Annotated in this window: 16 protein-coding genes; 2 read left to right on the top strand and 14 right to left on the bottom strand. The window is 62.4% G+C overall.

Going from position 1 to position 16,397, the window contains the following annotated elements:
* Positions 1-328: 328 nt before the first annotated feature.
* The gene (locus ACR0JI_RS16100; protein WP_081536350.1) at positions 329-1,411 is read left to right on the top strand and encodes an AAA family ATPase; all 1,083 of its coding nucleotides are present in this window, start codon (positions 329-331) and stop codon (positions 1,409-1,411) included.
* Positions 1,412-1,442: 31 nt separating this feature from the next.
* Positions 1,443-3,782, top strand: coding sequence for a S8 family peptidase (locus tag ACR0JI_RS16095; RefSeq protein ID WP_235958037.1), 2,340 nt, complete (start codon positions 1,443-1,445; stop codon positions 3,780-3,782).
* Positions 3,783-3,948: 166 nt separating this feature from the next.
* Here ACR0JI_RS16095 and ACR0JI_RS16090 read toward each other — a convergent pair whose 3' ends face one another.
* The 14 genes from ACR0JI_RS16090 to ACR0JI_RS16025 form a co-directional block, all read right to left on the bottom strand.
* Positions 3,949-4,677 (bottom strand): DUF736 family protein, encoded by a 729-nt coding sequence (locus ACR0JI_RS16090; protein ID WP_480495391.1) that lies wholly within the window; start codon positions 4,675-4,677, stop codon positions 3,949-3,951.
* A gap of 125 nt (positions 4,678-4,802) precedes the next feature.
* Positions 4,803-5,105, bottom strand: coding sequence for a hypothetical protein (locus ACR0JI_RS16085; RefSeq protein ID WP_164193116.1), 303 nt, complete (start codon positions 5,103-5,105; stop codon positions 4,803-4,805).
* Positions 5,106-5,204: 99 nt separating this feature from the next.
* Positions 5,205-5,666 carry a DUF6915 family protein gene (locus tag ACR0JI_RS16080; RefSeq protein WP_480495394.1) on the bottom strand — a complete coding sequence of 154 codons (462 nt, stop codon included), beginning with the start codon at positions 5,664-5,666 and terminating at the stop codon, positions 5,205-5,207.
* 1 nt (position 5,667) lies between these two features.
* The gene (locus ACR0JI_RS16075) at positions 5,668-6,054 is read right to left on the bottom strand and encodes a DUF6878 family protein (RefSeq protein ID WP_480495396.1); all 387 of its coding nucleotides are present in this window, start codon (positions 6,052-6,054) and stop codon (positions 5,668-5,670) included.
* A 121-nt stretch (positions 6,055-6,175) separates the two neighbouring features.
* Positions 6,176-10,438, bottom strand: a complete 4,263-nt coding sequence (locus tag ACR0JI_RS16070) for a strawberry notch-like NTP hydrolase domain-containing protein (protein ID WP_480495398.1) — start codon at positions 10,436-10,438, stop codon at positions 6,176-6,178.
* A 102-nt stretch (positions 10,439-10,540) separates the two neighbouring features.
* Positions 10,541-10,693, bottom strand: a complete 153-nt coding sequence (locus tag ACR0JI_RS16065; RefSeq protein WP_017467972.1) for an antitoxin PaaA2 family protein — start codon at positions 10,691-10,693, stop codon at positions 10,541-10,543.
* Between the two features lie 147 nt (positions 10,694-10,840).
* Positions 10,841-11,359: a type II toxin-antitoxin system YhaV family toxin gene (locus tag ACR0JI_RS16060; RefSeq protein ID WP_093993970.1), complete on the bottom strand. Its 519-nt coding sequence runs from the start codon at positions 11,357-11,359 to the stop codon at positions 10,841-10,843.
* Positions 11,356-11,682 carry a type II toxin-antitoxin system PrlF family antitoxin gene (locus ACR0JI_RS16055; RefSeq protein WP_093993969.1) on the bottom strand — a complete coding sequence of 109 codons (327 nt, stop codon included), beginning with the start codon at positions 11,680-11,682 and terminating at the stop codon, positions 11,356-11,358. Before ACR0JI_RS16055 ends, ACR0JI_RS16060 begins: the two co-directional genes overlap by 4 nt.
* 125 nt (positions 11,683-11,807) lie before the next feature.
* Positions 11,808-12,461, bottom strand: coding sequence for a DUF6927 domain-containing protein (locus ACR0JI_RS16050; RefSeq protein ID WP_093993968.1), 654 nt, complete (start codon positions 12,459-12,461; stop codon positions 11,808-11,810).
* 102 nt (positions 12,462-12,563) lie between these two features.
* Entirely contained in the window at positions 12,564-13,157 is a 594-nt protein-coding gene (locus tag ACR0JI_RS16045; protein WP_092765105.1) for a regulator, read from the bottom strand.
* Between the two features lie 72 nt (positions 13,158-13,229).
* A complete protein-coding gene (locus tag ACR0JI_RS16040) occupies positions 13,230-15,212 on the bottom strand; it encodes a ParB/RepB/Spo0J family partition protein (protein ID WP_480495402.1) in 1,983 nt (660 codons plus the stop codon).
* Positions 15,213-15,370: 158 nt separating this feature from the next.
* Positions 15,371-15,760 (bottom strand): DUF3768 domain-containing protein, encoded by a 390-nt coding sequence (locus ACR0JI_RS16035; protein WP_093993966.1) that lies wholly within the window; start codon positions 15,758-15,760, stop codon positions 15,371-15,373.
* Positions 15,761-15,847: 87 nt separating this feature from the next.
* Positions 15,848-16,057, bottom strand: coding sequence for a DUF6330 family protein (locus tag ACR0JI_RS16030; RefSeq protein WP_093993965.1), 210 nt, complete (start codon positions 16,055-16,057; stop codon positions 15,848-15,850).
* Positions 16,058-16,080: 23 nt separating this feature from the next.
* On the bottom strand, positions 16,081-16,397 hold a 317-nt coding region (locus tag ACR0JI_RS16025), incomplete at its 5' end, for a zincin-like metallopeptidase domain-containing protein (RefSeq protein ID WP_480880018.1).

Below are 16,397 nucleotides of genomic sequence, written 5' to 3'. Positions count from 1 at the left end.
TTGCTCCGCAAAACAGACCAGAGCGCAATCCGGCGGAGCGGCCGGGGAGGGACGTGCTCGCGAGGCGGGCAAACCGGGATGCCGGGTGTGACGCCGCGGTGAGGCCGCATGGCCGAATGCGCGACGGACCGAAGGGCCGTTCTCCCCTGCGACACGCGAAGCCGAGCGGGGGAGGCCGCAAGGCAAGCATCCAAGTCGATGCTCGAGAGCACAAAACCGACACACTCTGCTTCCAAACAGCGCAAATTGTCTGGTCTGCTGAGGGGTTCGAATGTAGAAAAGACCTTAGTATCATTGAAAATGATCATTCAGAAAGAGCAACTCGACCTTGGCTTCCGCCCAACAACTCATCGGTCTCGTCAAGAGCCACGCAGAAGGGGACGCTGATCGTTTTTACGATCTGGCGATGCAACTCTCTGCGGCTGAAGAGCAGAAGGGACATACCCGTCTGGCTGAACAGTTGCGACAATGGGCCGAAGCGGGACAGAAGCCGCCTTCGAAGCGAACCCCTGCGATCACTCCTATCGCAACACCCCGCGGTGATCTGGCGGAGTTCCTTGCCGCGTCCTATCCGACCGAGCGCCTCGTCGATGTCATCTTGCCAGACAGGATTGAGAGCGAACTCGCGCATCTCGTTGTAGAGACACGAATGCGCGAAAAGCTCGAGGCGAAAGGGTTGAAGCCACGGCGGCGCGTTCTCCTCTCCGGTCCTCCCGGAACCGGCAAGACCCTGAGTGCTTCAGCGCTTGCCGGTGAGCTGCAGTACCCTCTCTTTTCGGTCATGCTCCACGGACTGATCACAAAATTCATGGGTGAAACAGCGCAGAAGCTGAAGATGATATTCGATGCCGTCAAGACGACGCGCGGTATCTATCTCTTCGACGAAATCGACGCTTTGGCCGCGGCCCGGGGCGGTGAGAACGATGTCGGTGAGGCCCGGCGGGTTCTGAACTCGTTCCTGCAATTCCTGGATGAGGATACCGGGCCTTCGATCGTCATTGCCACTACAAACCTGCCGGGAATTCTTGACCGCGCTGTGCTGCGCCGCTTTGATCTTGTTTTGCCATATGTCATGCCCGATGGCCCTGCCATTCGGCAGGCGCTCGAACGCCGTTTGATCGGCTTCTCACTCGCTCGCATGGGATGGAAACGGGTTATAGACGTTGCCACAGGCCTCTCAACGGCCGATGTTGTGGCAGCGGCGGAAGATGCCGCTCGACGTGCTGTTCTGAATGATACCGACAAGATTGCGACACAGGATTTGCTTGATGCCCTCGAACGCCGACGGTCGCTCCAAGAACTAGGGACCGATGACAATGGCACGAGACCTTCGGCACTTCCACCTTCGCAATCTCGGACAACCTCGCCCGTTCCAAGCAAAGGGCGGGGGCGGGTCCAAAAGACCAAGTGATGTCCCCAATCGCGCGGCGCACGCCCAAGCATTGCTTCAGGCCATCGACGCGCTGCCAGATATTCCAGCAGCCGAACTTCCCGGCGTCTATCTGGAAGTACGCTCGCGTATCGACGAGCGCCTGAAGAAAGGCAGCCTCGACGCTAGTGGCCTGACTCTCCTTCGCGTCGCCGAGACCCCTGATCCCGGTGGCACCGAAGAGCGCGCGACGGTGTTTGCGACAGCCAAGGGTATTGAAAAGCTGCGCAAGAAGGTCGAGCAGTTTCGGACGGAAGACACACCCGACCGGGAAAAGGATGGTGAATTCATCCCAGGCCGTCCGAAGAACGCGGATCTAGTGCAGAGCGTCGCTGCCATCACGGAAGCGGGATTGCGTGCCCTCTGGCGCAGCCCTTCAGGCAAATTTCCAGCAGCGGATGTTGCGACCGTCTGGGAGGTTTGGCTCGAGCCTCAAATGACCGAAGGTTTCGTCGCGGCCGCACCAAACTATGGCGTTACCGTGGGAGCAGATCGGCTGGAGTTTCCCGAAGATATCGTTGTGATCGTAGAGGCCGATCGCAATCAGCTCGCCCAAGCCGTCCGCCGACTAGGCGGCGTGCGCGCCCTTGCTGCTCCCACCATCACAGCGGATTTCTTCGACGGCTTGCCGGTGGCAGAACAGGCGCAGTGGGTCGACGAACTCGCGGGTCGTACGACCTACACTGACAATCCCGATCCTAGCTACGTCACGCTTTTGGATACCGGTGTCAGTCGCGCGCATCCTCTCATTCAGCCGGCGCTCAGCGTGGATGACCGACATGCCGCCAACCCGGCCTGGGGGCTGGAGGATGTGAAGGGCCATGGCACGCAGATGGGAGGACTGGCGCTCTTTGGAGACCTGACGCCGAAACTGCACCAGGCGAATCCGGTTTCTGTCGTGAACCGTCTGGAATCCGTGAAGCTGCTGCCTGATGCAGGGATGAACCCGCATCATCTCCTCGGCGCGGTTACCAGGCAGGCGATCAATACAGTAGAACAGGTCGGCCCCCGGCGCCGGACCTTCACCATGACCACGACGACGGGTGAGGACACCCCGCATGACGGCGCGCCGACGTCATGGTCGACGGAGGTCGATCAGCTCGCCGCCGGTGTTTCAGGTGAGGTGAAACAACAACGCTTGGTGCTTGTCTCCGCAGGGAATACCGACAACTTCACCTTTGGTGCCGGAAACTACCTGGACCGATGCGATCACGAAGACAACGAAATCGAGTCGCCGGCCCAGGCATGGAATGTTCTGTCTGTTGGGGCCTTTACAGAGAAGACCGTACTGCCAGACGGAGAGCCGGCCCAGGCGCTTGCACCATTCGGCGATCTATCGCCAGCTTCGAGAACTGCATCGTGGTCGTCCCATTGGCCGAACAAGCCGGACGTCGTCCTTGAGGGTGGAAACTGGGCGCTAAGTGCCATGCCACCGCCAATGCGGCATGGATGGTTATCGCTGCTTTCGACTCACCACAATTACCCAGTCCGATCCTTCACATTCACCTTCGATACCAGCGCGGCGACCGCGCTTGCCGCGAAGGATGTAACGGAACTCTGGTCGGACTATCCGACGCTTTGGCCCGAGACAGTGCGTGGTCTCTACGTGTCGTCAGCGCGGTGGACGCAGCAGATGCGTGCGCATCTGCCGGCCCAGCCAAACAAGGGTCACTTCACGCCCCTTTTTCAGCGCTATGGGTATGGTGTGCCGGACATGGCGCGTGCCCGCCGCAGCGCGTCGAACGCGCTGACCCTCATCGTGGAAGATACGATTACGCCGTACGGGATTTCAGAGAAGACCGGCGGTGATGTCCACAATGAAATGAAGCTGTTCGCCCTTCCCTGGCCCGTTGAGGCTTTGCGCGCGCTCGGCAATGCCGATGTGACCTTGCGGGTGGCACTCAGTAGCTTTATCGCTCCGAACCCGTCCGAAGCCTCGCGCGGCGTTCGGTATCGCTACGCGTCCCACAACTTACGTTTCCAACTCAATCGCGCTGGCGAGAACGAAGCCCAATTTCTGGCCCGGATCAGCAAGGCGGCCGAACAGCCCGATGGTCCTGCAAGCGACGAAGATGATCTTTGGGACTTCGGTAGCAATCGGCGCCATGTCGGGTCGCTCCATATAGATCAGCTGACATGCAGGGCTTCAGATCTGGCGCGGCGCAACTTGCTGGCTGTTCACCCAGTCACCGGTTGGTGGAAGTCGAAAAAGCTTCTCGCTGAGAGTTTGCCTTCCGTACGCTACGCACTGATTGTGGAAATCGACGCAGCAGAGTTGGACACCGAGCTCTACGCCGAGGTTCAAGTTGCTGTTGACGCATTGATTGCCGCTCAAGCAGTTGTACAAGTCTGACTTTAATCGAAACTCCGCGCGGCACTTCCGATCTAGCAGTCTCATCTACACCGGAACGCCATATGAAGTGGCAGTTCGATCGCTCTATTGAAGCAAGCACAGCAAAAGGGGAACCGTGAACCCACGGCTCCCCTTGCAGTTCAGATGTTCAAGCCTCGTACCAAGGTCACGCGACCAGCGACAGCCCCGCGCCCGCATCGTGCGACGGCTCACCGCTATCGATGAACGGGATGATCGAGAAGGTCTGACCGCCGCGCTGCTCTTCGTTCTGCACGGCGTTCACGCGCAGATCACCATCGGGCGTGTTGATCAGCAGCGAAAGGTAGTCATTGCCCGTGCGGCTGCTCTTCGCCATCCACGCCGAGCCAACGCGGATCGGCGTGCCCCGGGGCGAGCTGACCTCGATGCGGTAGTCTGGGTGGGTCTCCTCGGACTTGTAGCTGTTCTCGATCAGCATGAACTCCAGATCGAACATCATATTGGCGATGTAGCCGGTGAAGGCGTTTTCAGCGTCCATGGCGGTGAGCTCGCCCGAGATCGAGCCGGATTTCATCAGGCCGTTCGAGACCAGCGGGATGATCTCGAATTCGCCGCTCTGGGCCGCGCGCGCTTCCTTCGTCTGCACGGCATTGACGCGGAACGGGCCCAAACCGACATCGATCTGCATCGAGATGTAGGGATTGCCGCTGGTCGTGCCGGTCTCGTTCCAGGCCGTACCGATGCGCACCTTGCGGCCAGACTTGTTGACCGCCGTCACGTCGTAATCCGGGCTGCGTTCGGACATCTTGGCCCGCGCTTCCAGCTGGATAGCGATATCAAAGCGCGTCGAGTGGATCATGCCGGTGTACTCGGCGGCTGCGGTCTCGACATTGCGGGTGAGGGTTCCTGCGAACATGGGATATTTCCTTCTTGGATTGGCCGGTGCCTGACGTTCTTGCCAGCGCATCCGGGATTGCTTTCTCGACCCCTCCTGGGATCACAAATCAGAAAGCCTGCTTTCCTTTCATCCCCGCCCGTGGGTCAGGGCTGTCGTCCGAATGGGTGTGCCACCGCGCGCCCGGGTGCTGCGCCCCTCTCCTGTCCGTCTGATCTTGATTGGCGGCCCGGATTTTCCGCGGCGTCCTTCGATTGCGCGATGAAGAACTCCGCCTCTTTGCCGTTCAACCGGTGCCCGCTTCGGTCGGTCAGGCCGATGCAGCTATCATTCGGCACATAGGTGATGAGGTACTGACCGAGCCGGTCCTTGTGGACAACGTAGCCGGTATTGGCCCAGTGCACGGTCTGCCCGGCATCCACGGCGGCCTTGATTTCATCGAGTGTCATAAGGTCCTCCAGACGACGAATGGTGGGAAACGATGCAAGAAGCCCGGTCGTCCAACCGAGTTTCCGCGCTGCATTCGTTTGGCAAAAAGCCGGGTCCTGTCATGCGCTTTGCGTGGCTTGCGTCGCGCGCGCCGCCATCCAATCCTTCAGGCCGAGAACCGTTCTTCCGGCCACGACCTCGGAGGCCCAGGCAACCCTTGGGTCGCCGCAGGGCTCATCGCCGGAATGCCGGTCGATGTGGCCATTGGCCATCCATGGCTCAGGCTGTATCCGTCGCAGCCAGTCCGCCATGCTCGGGATGCGGCCCTGGCAGTCTTCACGGACATGCTGCTCGCCGATCCAGCGCACGGGGATGTCCCGACCCGCGCTATTGGTCAGGGTCAGGCCGAAGACACGTTCAGCATCGAACAGACCTTGGGTATGGTGGCGCAAGGCCCGGTGCGTGAAGAGCGCGAGGTGCTCTTTCGAGGCATCGAACCAGTCATGTATGGACTGATAGTCAGACGGCACCCCGCCGAATTTCCGGGCAGAGCTTTCAGCATGATGAAGCGGATGGGCCATCTCAAAGACCCTCGACATAGCTGTGCGAACATTCGACATAGCGGTCCGCGTGATCGAGGGTGATGCTGTCGTTGCGCAAGTCCCAGGTCAGCGTGCCGTAGCCGCCCTCGTTATTTTCGAACCCCGGGTGATGGTGATAGGCGAGCGACCAGGCGAAATCGCCAATCTCTGTGGCAAGCGCCTCCGGCAGTCGGACCTCTGCAGGCTGAACCTTCACATTCTCGACATTGCCGGAGTCGCCATAGCCTTCGTATTCGGCGGTGACCTCGTTGATGCCAAGCGCGCGCAATTGCGCGATCAGTTCCGCTCGGGTTGCCTTCAAGGTGGTTTCGCGCTCTGCACGCCACTGAGCCGCCATTGCGGCATAATCGATCTGGGGATTGGTCATGGGTCTGTCCTCTTATCTGAATTTGGGGGGCCGGGCGTGGCATTGGTCAGCGCACGGCCGGAAAGCGCAGACCGGCCAAATCCCGATCCGCGACGCCCGACCCAAAGCCCGCTTTGACTTTTCAGGCGGCTTGTTCTGCCGCTTTGGTGGTTCCCTGCCCAACGATCCGGGCCAGAATGCGGCCCGTGTCGATCCCGTCCCCATGCGGCAGGAACACCCGTAGCTGGAAGGCGATGATCTCGGTGAAGCAGCCGAGGGCCTTGAGGCCATCAATCATGCCCCTGTCCACGCCGCCCAACTCAAGGCGCATCTCGCCTGCGACCCGGCGACGGGTCAGGGTCAGACCCCGGCCCAGATCCACAGGTACGGTGGTGCCGAGGGCGGCGGTCAGCATATCCTCCGGTGTTTGGGGATTGGAGACGAGGAAGCGGGCGCGCAGCGCGGCCGCCCCTTCCTCACTCAGCGTGCGCCCGATCATGGCGGTCGCCCCGTCCGGCGTGACGCGGTAGATACGCTCATTGGTGGTCGGAATGTCCTTCCAGATCGGCAGCAGCAGCCCAGTCAGCAGGTAAAGCTTGGTCGTGGTGGTTTTTGGCAGGGATGCAGCCTCGGCATCCCAAAGTCCTGCAAACTCGGGCCTGCTGATCTCTTCCCAGGCCGAGGACTCGAACCGCGCCTCTTCGAGATAGCTCGACCCGTTTGGCCGCACCAACTTGCGCATCAGCGTAACGATGTCCGCATCATACATCTGCATGGGCCGCGCCGAGATGAGCGCCGCGCGACCGGAGGCGCGATTAACCATCGCCAGCTTGTCGGGATTGCGCGATATGGCGTCATCCGCCGACAGCACGTGGACCGGGTCCGTCACCTCGAGCCCGATGATCCGCGTCACGGCGCCAGATTTCGGGCAGGTCCAGAGATCCTCTGTGGAGACCTGTTCGATCTTTTCGCCGCGCAGGGTTTCCACGCCGAGATCGAGCGTGCCCGCCGCGCGCGCCCGTTCCGTCTGATCAGCGATCCGGCGCATGAACTCGGCAAAGAGCGCGTTCTGCATGTGGATGGGAAGGGCAAGCACCCGGTTGAGAAACCGCTGGATCGGCGGCAGCTCCTCGAGCAGCACCCCGTCCTTGTCGATCAGCCGCAGGGCTGTCCAGTCGGTGAAGCTCTCGTAGCTCATCGCCTCAGCGCGCCCGGCGGCAAGATCGGCGAAATACCCACGCAGCGCCGCCCGTGCGATCGGGCTTTCGAGATTGTCCTCCTCGCGGAACATGCCCTGCGAGCCGGTCTCGCGCTGACCCTTGGTCAAGGCCCCCAGCTGGTCGAGGCGCTTGGCTATAGTCGAGGTGAAACGCTTTTCGCCATGCACATCCGAGGTGCAGACCCGGAAGAACGGCGCGCTGACCTGGGCCGAACGATGCGTTCGGCCGAGCCCCTGGATGGCCGCATCTGCGCGCCAGCCGGGCTCCAGCAGGTAGTGACGCCGACGCTTCTGGTTCTTTGCTGTCTGCGCCGCATGATAGGACCGGCCCGTGCCACCCGCATCCGAGAAGATCAGGATATCCTTCTCTCCATCCATGAAGGCTTGGGTCTCGGAGGAATTGCTGCTGGCGGCGCGCTTCTCGATGAAGAGATGACCATCCTCGGCCTTGAGGGGCCGGATGGACCGGCCCGTGACCTCGGAGACAGCCTCTTCACCAAAGGCCCAGAGGATCTGATCGAGCGCCGAGGGGATCGGCGCCAGCGTCATCAACTCCATCATGGCCGCATCGCGCAGAGCGAGCGCCTCGCGCGAGACAACCAGTGCGCCGGTCTCATCCCGCAAGGGTTCCGCCACCATGTTACCGTCGATCTCCACGAGCTTTTGCGCGTGGATCGGGAAGGCTTGTTCGAGGTAGCCCAGCACATAGTCGCGCGGCGTCAAGGCCCCCTCGACCAGCTCGTCCTCCGGGTCCATTGTCTCAAGTCGGCGTTTCAGCAGGCTCTCACCCGTCGAGACCACCTGGATGACGCAGGCGTTGCCTGCCGCCAGATCGTCCTCGATGGCGCGGATGATGGTCGGCGCCTTCATGCCCATCAGGAGATGGTTGAAGAAGCGCTGTTTCGTGCTCTCGAAGCGGGATTTGGCCGAGGCGCGTGCGGCCGAGGCATTGGTCTCGCCAGAGGCGTCGTTGACGCCGGTCGCCGTCAGCGCGGCTTCGAGATTGTGGTGGATCGTCCGAAACGAAGCCGCGTATGCGTCGTAGATCTCGATCTGGGCCGGAGTGAGCGCGTGTTCGAGCACGTCATACTCCACCCCATCAAAGCTGAGGGCGCGGGCCGTGTAGAGGCCGAGCGTCTTGAGATCACGCGCGACCACCTCCATGGCAGCCACGCCGCCGGCTTCCATCGCAGAAACGAAGCTCTCGCGGCTTGGAAAGGGGTATTCCGGCCCCTGCCCCCAGAGCCCTAGCCGCGCGGCATAGGCCAGGTTGTGCACGCTCGTGGCACCCGTGGCCGAGATGTAGAAGACGCGGGCGCGGGGTGCTGCCAGTTGCAGACGCAGGCCCGCGAGGCCCTGCTGGGAGGGTTTGCCCCCCCTGCCCTGCTCAGACCCTGCGGCGTTCTGCATGGCATGGGCCTCGTCAAAAGCCAGCACGCCGTCGAAGTCTTCACCCATCCACTCAAACATCTGGCTCAGCCGCGTGGTGCCGCATTTGCCTGCCGAGCGCAGCGTGGCGTAAGTCACGAAGAGGATACCGTCGCCCATCGGAATGGTCTGGTCCGGTTTCCATTTGGAGAGCGGCTGAATGTCGGCGGGCGAGCCGCCAAGATCGGTCCAGTCGCGGATCGCGTCCTCGATAAGCGTGGCGGATTTGGAGACCCAGATCGCCTTCCTGCGCCCGGCCAGCCAGTTCACAAGGATGAGCCCTGCGCACTCCCGCCCTTTGCCGCAACCGGTGCCGTCGCCGAGGAAATAGCCGAGGCGATAGGCCCGTGCATTAGGGTCATCATCGGCGCGCGTCAGCTTGGTCTGGTCGTCATCGATGGTAAACCGACCGGGCAGATCGCGCCCATGGGCATCATGCGCCATGATGATGGTTTCCAGCTGCGCCTCGGAGAGATGTCCCTCCCCGATCAACCGTGCGGGCAGCCGCAAGTCATCACTGCCCATGTTTGAGGGCATGGGCGGGGCAACCGAGGCCATGGCGATGCTTTCAACGAGCGGCGTGGGATGTTCCTGCGCACCCGCAATCTCGATCCGCTGCGGCCGGTAGCGCGCATAGATGTCCGAGATGGGCGTGTTGTCGCGCGGAGTCTGAAGGCTCGTGAAACTGAGCGGACAGACGGCATTGGCCCGGGGTTTGGAAGCGGTGACAGGCGCAGCTGGGGTCTTGCGCGGGGCAGATGATAGAACGGTCCGCCGAACGTGAGGGATCGCCACTGCCTGTTGTACGGGGCGCATCTCGGGCCGGGTTGCGGCCACGGCGTCGACAAAAGGAAGGGCTTCATCCAGATCGCACACACTGGCGCGGATGAACTCGCCGTCCACCTGCACCTTGTCGAAGACCATGAGTTGGGTTTCGACAGAAGTGCCGAGCTTGCGATAAACCTGCCCCGGCATCGTCAACACTAGTCGCGGCGTAAGGGGGCCGCAGGCGCGGGACCAATGCGCGGCATCGCGTTCGGGCGTGAAGCCGAGCGGCATGATCGCAACCAGCCGCCCACCGGGTGCCAGGCGCTTCGCGGCCGCGATGAGATGTTTGGCGGCGATGTGCTTGTCGCGGGATCGGTCGACCGAAGAGGCGAAGGGCGGGTTCATCACCACGACATCGGGCAAGACCGGTGTCTGCAACAGATCGTCGATATTCTCGCCGTCATGGCTCGTCACCTCGCCGCCGAAGACCACGCGCAGGAGGCGCTGGCGAAAGGGGTCGATCTCGTTGAGCACAAGGGTGGCACCAGCTCGGGCGGCGAAACCGGCCAGGGCACCAGTGCCGGCGGATGGCTCCAGCACGGTCTCGCCCTTGCGGATCGCCGCGGCCCGTAAGACCAGCGCCGCGAATGGCAGCGGCGTGGAAAACTGCTGCAGCCGGATCTGCTGCTCGGAGCGGCGCGTTTCCGTCAGCAGCCGCGAGGCAAGCAGCCTTGCAGCGGCGATGTCACCTGCCACGCCGTCCCCACGCAGCAGCACCTGGACAGCCGCGGCCTGCATCAGGTCATATGCCATGCGCCAGTCCCAGGCACCGCCGGCATCGCTGCCATGAAACGTCTCGCGCATGCTGCGCGCGAGCGCGGAGCTGCGCAGGGGTTGGTGGTCGACCTCCGCGCCGATCTGCGCGAGGGCAGAGGCGAGGTTAGCGTCGGAGATTGAGGTAGCCAGGTTTGCCGGTTTGGGCTTGGTCATGGGGATTTTCCTTTGGTTCAGGGTCTGAGTTCCAAAGGACAAAAAGCCCGCTTTTGCTTTTCTAGGTGACGAGGTCAGACAGCGCTGACCTCCAAGGCTTGGTCAGGGCTTGGATTGGCCCTGGCGCTTCGCATCAATCAAAGCCTGCGCGGCCTGCATTACCTGAACCTGTGAAGTTCCAGCGCGCGCATCCTCAAGCGCGGCCTGTACCTGCGCGCGAAACCACGCGTCATACGAATTGACATCAGCCGCCACGGAAATGCTCCTCGAGACCGAAGTGCGGCTGTTCCTTACCCGTTGGGTCCATTGCGCTTTCTCCGACTATGCGATGGGTTGATGCTACATCACCCACAATGGTGCCGTAAACGTCAAGGCCGTAAGGTTCACAGCTAACCGGGCCACCTACCGATCGGGCGCCGCTTCAAGGGACGTCTCGAACCGCTTGTACGCCGCCGCAGCTTCTTCCAAGAGCGCGTCGAAATTGTCAGGTGGATTGCCATCTTCCAGCATCCCTTTGAACGTCGCATAAGCATCTGTCTTGCTGCCGTAGGCGCGCAGGGTCTTGTCGTCGTTCACCCATGCCACCACGATGACCTTCGCATCGCTGTTGAACCGGTAGAACAACCGATACTGCTGGAAGAATTTCGCCCGGAACCAGTGTTTGCGGTGATCGCCGAGTGTACTGCCTTGCCGGAACGCCGCGGCACCCGGATCCGCCGGTATGGCCTCGGTCACCAGCTTGAAGATGGCGGCCAGCCGTTTCGTCGGGTTTTTCTTGCGCCAGGTCTTTGGATCGCGTGCCTTACGCGCTTCAACCTCCTCAATCAGCCCTTCGAGCTGGTCCAGAAAGAGCGGATGCGCATAAATCGACCATCCGTTTACGACAAGGGGCGCTTTGGCGGGCACGCTATCGCCGGTCATTCATCCTCGGGCGATAGCGGCGCATCGAGATCGACCTCAACCTCTCCGACCAGTGCTGCAAGACGGTCATGCAAAGCCCCATCAAACGCCCGAATGCGATCCGGATGCGCCTTGATATCGGCCTCGACAAAATCGAGAAAGGCGCCGAGCGCGGGATCTTCCTCGTCGCTGCGCACGGGCTCGATATAGACCCTGCCACTCGGCTCGGTGCAGTAGCGAATCTGGTCGCCCTTGCCCAACTTGAGCTGTTTGCGCACACCCGCCGGCACGGTCGTCTGATACCGATCCGTGAGCTTCGAGACATCTTGTGCGAGGACTGTCATGGCAGTCTCCTAAAAGAAAAGGGTCTTTGCTACCCGCGACAGGTAATGCATTTGCATTGTCTTGTCAAGACAAGCCGCAGGATCTGCTGTCGCCGGGCAGGTCGATCAACGGTTCGGCGCAGGACCTAATTTCGCCCCGCGAGATACTCCGCCAGCACCGGGCTAGCAGAACCCTTCGCGGAGCTGAGCAGCTCCGAGCCCGCAAGCGAGGCTTTCGAAAGCCGTACGAGTCCACCGGTTTCCTCGATGCGGTAGCAGCGGCGCTTTTGCTGCCCCCTCTTGTAGTGCGTCGCGGTGACGATCTGGCAGGTGCTGCCATCGGTGAGCGTCACCGGTGCTGCGAGCTTGATCTTGTCGCCTTCCTCGTAGTCCGGGATCGCAGCCCAATCCCGGCAGCGCTGACGCCAGTCCTTGGCGTAGCTGTCCGGGTCTTTCAGGTCGGAGAGGAGATCGATCAGCCCAAGGGGCGCGCGCGACGCGTTCGGGCCAGCGCTTTCCTCCATGTCCTTGTAGCCCCAGCAGCCGTCATCGTATCGGGTGAGGAAGACAGCCCCGAACGTGATGGAGCCATCAACATCGGTCACATAGGTCGCGTCTTCGACAGCGGTGCCGTCGAGATTGGTGACCCTTGCCGCCGCATACCAGGTGGAGCCGACCTTGCAGGCCTTGATCAGTTCGGTTCTGCGCCTGTCGCCTTCGAAGGTACAAAGCCTGGTAATCTCCGCTTTCTCATCCGCGTAGGTTTTGACGCGGCCGTCGGTGTAGAAGAGCCAACCCATTTCAGAGTCCTTTCTCTCGTAGGGAAAATTGTTGTCGCCAATGTCCCGAGAGGGCCGCAGGCCCGGCAGGGTATTGGCGATGCTTGTTTGAGAAAGGGCGCGTTAAGCCGCCCTCCGGTCATCGAGTTCCATCAGCGCATCGAGCGGCACGCGGTAGGGCTGCATGGCGTCGAAATCCTCGCAATTGCCGCAGTTCTGCACGATCGCGAAGGTGTCGCAGGCATCCTTGAGGATGACACGGAAGGTACCGCCGAGGCCCGAGGGCACTTCGTAGGTCCCGCCGATGAGATAGTCCGAAGCCCGGCGCACGAAGACGCGGATGCTGTGGCCATCGGTGGCGAGCCGGATGGCCCCCCGCCCCCGGTCGATGAGCACCTGCACGTCATCCAGGATGTCGGTGTAGAACTGGCCGGTCAGATCGCGGAACGCCATGCGGCGCTGCGCCATCCAGTCGGTATCCCGAAACGGGTTCATGCCGTCGGCGAAGGCAAAGGACGGATCGGCCTGTTCGGTGGTGACGATGCGGGTGGTCGTGCCATCGATGCCGTTCGAGCGCAGATGCACACCATTGCCGACGATGAGGATCAGGGCGGGCCTGTCCACGGGCCCGTTCCAGTTGGGCAGGAAGGTTTTGCAGGCGCGCGCATGCGCGATCTGCGCCGCAACTGCGGAGGCAGAGAACTTGAGAATAGCCATGGGGATGTCTTTCCGTTGGGTGTGGGAGGGTCGACCCGCGCAGGAAATGCCTCGCGCGGGTCGTATGATGGCTCAGGCCGCTTGCGCGACCTCGCCGTCAGGGTCCGGGGTGTCCGCAGTGAGCTCCACCTCATCACAGGCGACACCGGCCGTCTGCATCATCGGCGGGCACCAGGCGGCCACGGCAGCGCGCTGTGCATCCGTCAGCGTGGCGAAGGGCTCGGCGAAGAGCTTGTCACAGAAGGCGACGATCTCTTTCTTGCTCGAAGAGGCCAGCGTCACAGCCTCCTGGGCCAGACCCAGTTCCTCGCCGAGGATCTTCAGCAGCCAGGCCTTCTTGAAGCGGTTGAAGAGCGCCGCGTTCGGCGTCCAGTGGGCGCGGATGTCCGGCATGATCTCGATCTCGAACGCATGCATCAGGCTGTCGCGCTGGCGGTCCCGCGCGAAGCAGGATTGCGTGGTGCTGGCGGTGGCATAGGCGACGAGCTTTGCCTTCTCCCCTGCCTGAAGAGCCCGAAACGCCGCGAACTGATCCGCGGGAGAACGGGCGTCATCAAGCCACGAGAGGTCCAGCGCATCATGCGCCGCCGCCACCTGCTCGAGCGAGGTTGCGTCGATCTCGTCTATCTTGGCGTGGTTGCGGTATTCCTTGCGGGCCTCGACCTTGATGGCCTGCGTAACGCTCACGCCGGTGCCCAGAACGTCACTGACCAGCTTGAAGAGCGTCAGATCGAGCGTGGCTTCCGGATGCAGCGCCATCGCGGCCCCAAGCGCCATGGCTCGCTCGGTCTTGAGATCCTCGGCCAGTGAGGCTGGATAAGTGATTTCGCCGGCGTCCGGGGCCTCCTCCCCGGTCGGGTTGGCCGAGGTGCCGCGCGCGCCCTCCTCTTTGACGGTGTCCTCGGGGCGCACGAGGCCCACATGGAGCGTGATCTGCCCGCCCGACCACGACGCGATCACCCCAGACCGCGCGAGGTCCTCGGCACTGTAGGCCTCCTGCAGGTCGCGGGCTTCCTCTTCCAGAGCGTCCACACGGTCGTAAAGCGCGTTGTAGGCACCGTCCTCGAGCCCCTCATTCTCCATCTCGAGCTGCAATTTCTCAAGCTCGGCGGTGATCTCATCGATGCGCTTCTGGGCAGCCTCATCCGGCTCGTTGGGGCCGGGATAGACGCGGCCGTAGTCGGCCATGGTCGCGTAATCATAGCGGACCATCGCATCGGCCCAGGCAAAGCCCAGCTTTATGCGAGCCTCTTCGGCGGCGGCACCGAGCTTCTCGAGCAAAATGGTCTCGACCAGCGCCGCATCCTCAAGCACGGAATGCTCTTCCAGAAGGTCAGCCGCGACAGCACCGCCACGCGCCTCGTAGTCTTCGCGCACGAAAGCCCCGATGTCGTCGCTGACCTGCACGCCGCGGGATTTGAGGGCCTGACGGACGGTATAGGCCTGCAGATAGCCACCGTCCTTGGTGAGCGCCTCGAAGACCTCGCACTGCGCCTCCTGGCTCGGGTGCTCGGCAAAGGCCTTCATCGTATCGAGCGTGATCACCTTGCCCCGGGCTGCGGCGCGGATGTCGGGGTGGATCAGGCCATAGCGCAACCGGCCTTTCACGGCCGCCACCGTGGTGCCGAAGGTCTTTGCGATGGTCTCGGGCGTCTGGCCGTCGACCTCCATCATCCGGGCGAAAGCCTCGAACTCGTCGATGGCATTCATCGGTGCCTGGGTGATGTTCTCGGCGAGCGACAGCGCCGTGGTGACGTCGCAGTCCTCAGGGACAAGGCGGCAGTCCACCTTGGTCTTCGCTGTGAACCCCTTGGTGGCCTTGTCGGCAACCAGCTCCTTCAGGGCTGCATGGCGCCGGCCACCGGCGAGGACAGCATATTTGCCGTCGATCTTCTGGACCAGGAGAGGCTGGAGCAGGCCCAGCACAGCGATGCTGGCCTTCAGATGCGCGATGTTCTCGGGGTCATAAGTTTCCGGCGCGTTGCTGCGTACATTGGCGGGATGCGGGACGAGATCGCCGATAGCAACGGTAAGGGGAGCAAAGCTTGTGGTCATGGGATATCCTTCCAGGAGGGTGAGGTGTGGCCCGCGCGCTCACGCGCGTGACCAATCCCCGGCTTCAGGGATCACAACGACAAAAGGCCCACTTTCCCTTTGAGGGGTCAGTGGGCCTTCATCGCCTGGGGTGTCAGGAGGGGGTGTCCCCTGCCCTTCTACCAGTCGCGCGCCAGCATGATGGTCAGCATGCGCATGGTGGTGGCAGGATTGTCCGGGGTCTCAGCCCCGTAGCGGAAATCCGAGTCTGCTTCATAGAGATCGATTTTCCAGAACACGGTTTCGCCGCGGACCTCGACCGCCCCGAAATCGTGCCAGCCTTCTGGGTCATTTTCAGGCTCGAACGTGGCAAACTCGCCGGTCGCCTTCACCGCCTCGGCCATGAAGCCGTCACCGGCCTCCATAAGCGAGCGGGTCACATGCATCCGGCCCTGGATAGGCTGCGCGGGCGGCACCCCGAGGCATGCGAGCTTGCGAAACGCGTCGTTCTGCGCCGCGATCACACTCGGATCAGGGCTGTCTGTCTGGGATTGAGCGGTGCTGGTCATGGGGCTGTCCTTTGAGAAGTTGAAACACCCTTCCCGAAGCCCGCTTTTCCTTTTCCGCCCGGCGGATGAATCGAGGCCGAAGGCGCCCTACCCTAACAGCCCTTTGGGTCGGTAATTCGGGTTGGGGATGGTCTCGACCCAGCCACCCTGTTCCTTGATGGTCTCGAGCGCTGCCGAGAGTGGATAGGCACCCTCGGACGCGCTCCACCAATAGGCACTGCGCTTGAAGGTGATAATCTTGCGGCGGCCACCTTCAGAGCAGGCCACTCGCAGCGTCTTGGGTTCCTTGCGTGACATGGGCGTCTCCGTTCTCCCTGTGGTCAGGCGGCCTCGGCGTCCGCCCCTGCCCTCCCCGCCTCCGACCGTGCGATCAGGTAGTCGCAGGCGCGCTGCGCGTCAGCGGCGTGCTTGAAGATGGCGCCCTTGTCCGAGCGCAGAACGCGCAGCCAATTGTAGAGGTAAGCGGCATTCATCTCGAGCGTATGGGCCGTAAAGCCGAGCGTCTGGCCAAGGAACACCGAGGTCAGCTCGGCGACGATCTCCTCACGGGCATAGGCCGTGTTGCCGAAGCGCGAGAGGCCGTAGTCGCGGTTCAGCCGATGGCGCGCCTTGGTGGCATGGGCGAGCTCATGCGCCC

This window comes from Ruegeria sp. N10 (assembly GCF_056531545.1).
The sequence above is the reverse complement of the archived record's forward strand: the minus strand, read 5'-3'. Positions and strand labels throughout refer to the sequence as shown.

Coding starts and splice junctions, on each gene's coding strand:
- ACR0JI_RS16055 (WP_093993969.1), bottom strand. CDS start 11,682: ATGACAGTCCTCGCACAAGATGTCTCGAAGCTCACGGATCGGTATCAG.
- ACR0JI_RS16040 (WP_480495402.1), bottom strand. CDS start 15,212: ATGACCACAAGCTTTGCTCCCCTTACCGTTGCTATCGGCGATCTCGTC.
- ACR0JI_RS16080 (WP_480495394.1), bottom strand. CDS start 5,666: ATGGCCCATCCGCTTCATCATGCTGAAAGCTCTGCCCGGAAATTCGGC.
- ACR0JI_RS16090 (WP_480495391.1), bottom strand. CDS start 4,677: ATGTTCGCAGGAACCCTCACCCGCAATGTCGAGACCGCAGCCGCCGAG.
- ACR0JI_RS16050 (WP_093993968.1), bottom strand. CDS start 12,461: ATGGGTTGGCTCTTCTACACCGACGGCCGCGTCAAAACCTACGCGGAT.
- ACR0JI_RS16085 (WP_164193116.1), bottom strand. CDS start 5,105: ATGACACTCGATGAAATCAAGGCCGCCGTGGATGCCGGGCAGACCGTG.
- ACR0JI_RS16045 (WP_092765105.1), bottom strand. CDS start 13,157: ATGGCTATTCTCAAGTTCTCTGCCTCCGCAGTTGCGGCGCAGATCGCG.
- ACR0JI_RS16035 (WP_093993966.1), bottom strand. CDS start 15,760: ATGACCAGCACCGCTCAATCCCAGACAGACAGCCCTGATCCGAGTGTG.
- ACR0JI_RS16030 (WP_093993965.1), bottom strand. CDS start 16,057: ATGTCACGCAAGGAACCCAAGACGCTGCGAGTGGCCTGCTCTGAAGGT.
- ACR0JI_RS16075 (WP_480495396.1), bottom strand. CDS start 6,054: ATGACCAATCCCCAGATCGATTATGCCGCAATGGCGGCTCAGTGGCGT.
- ACR0JI_RS16060 (WP_093993970.1), bottom strand. CDS start 11,359: ATGACCGGCGATAGCGTGCCCGCCAAAGCGCCCCTTGTCGTAAACGGA.
- ACR0JI_RS16070 (WP_480495398.1), bottom strand. CDS start 10,438: ATGACCAAGCCCAAACCGGCAAACCTGGCTACCTCAATCTCCGACGCT.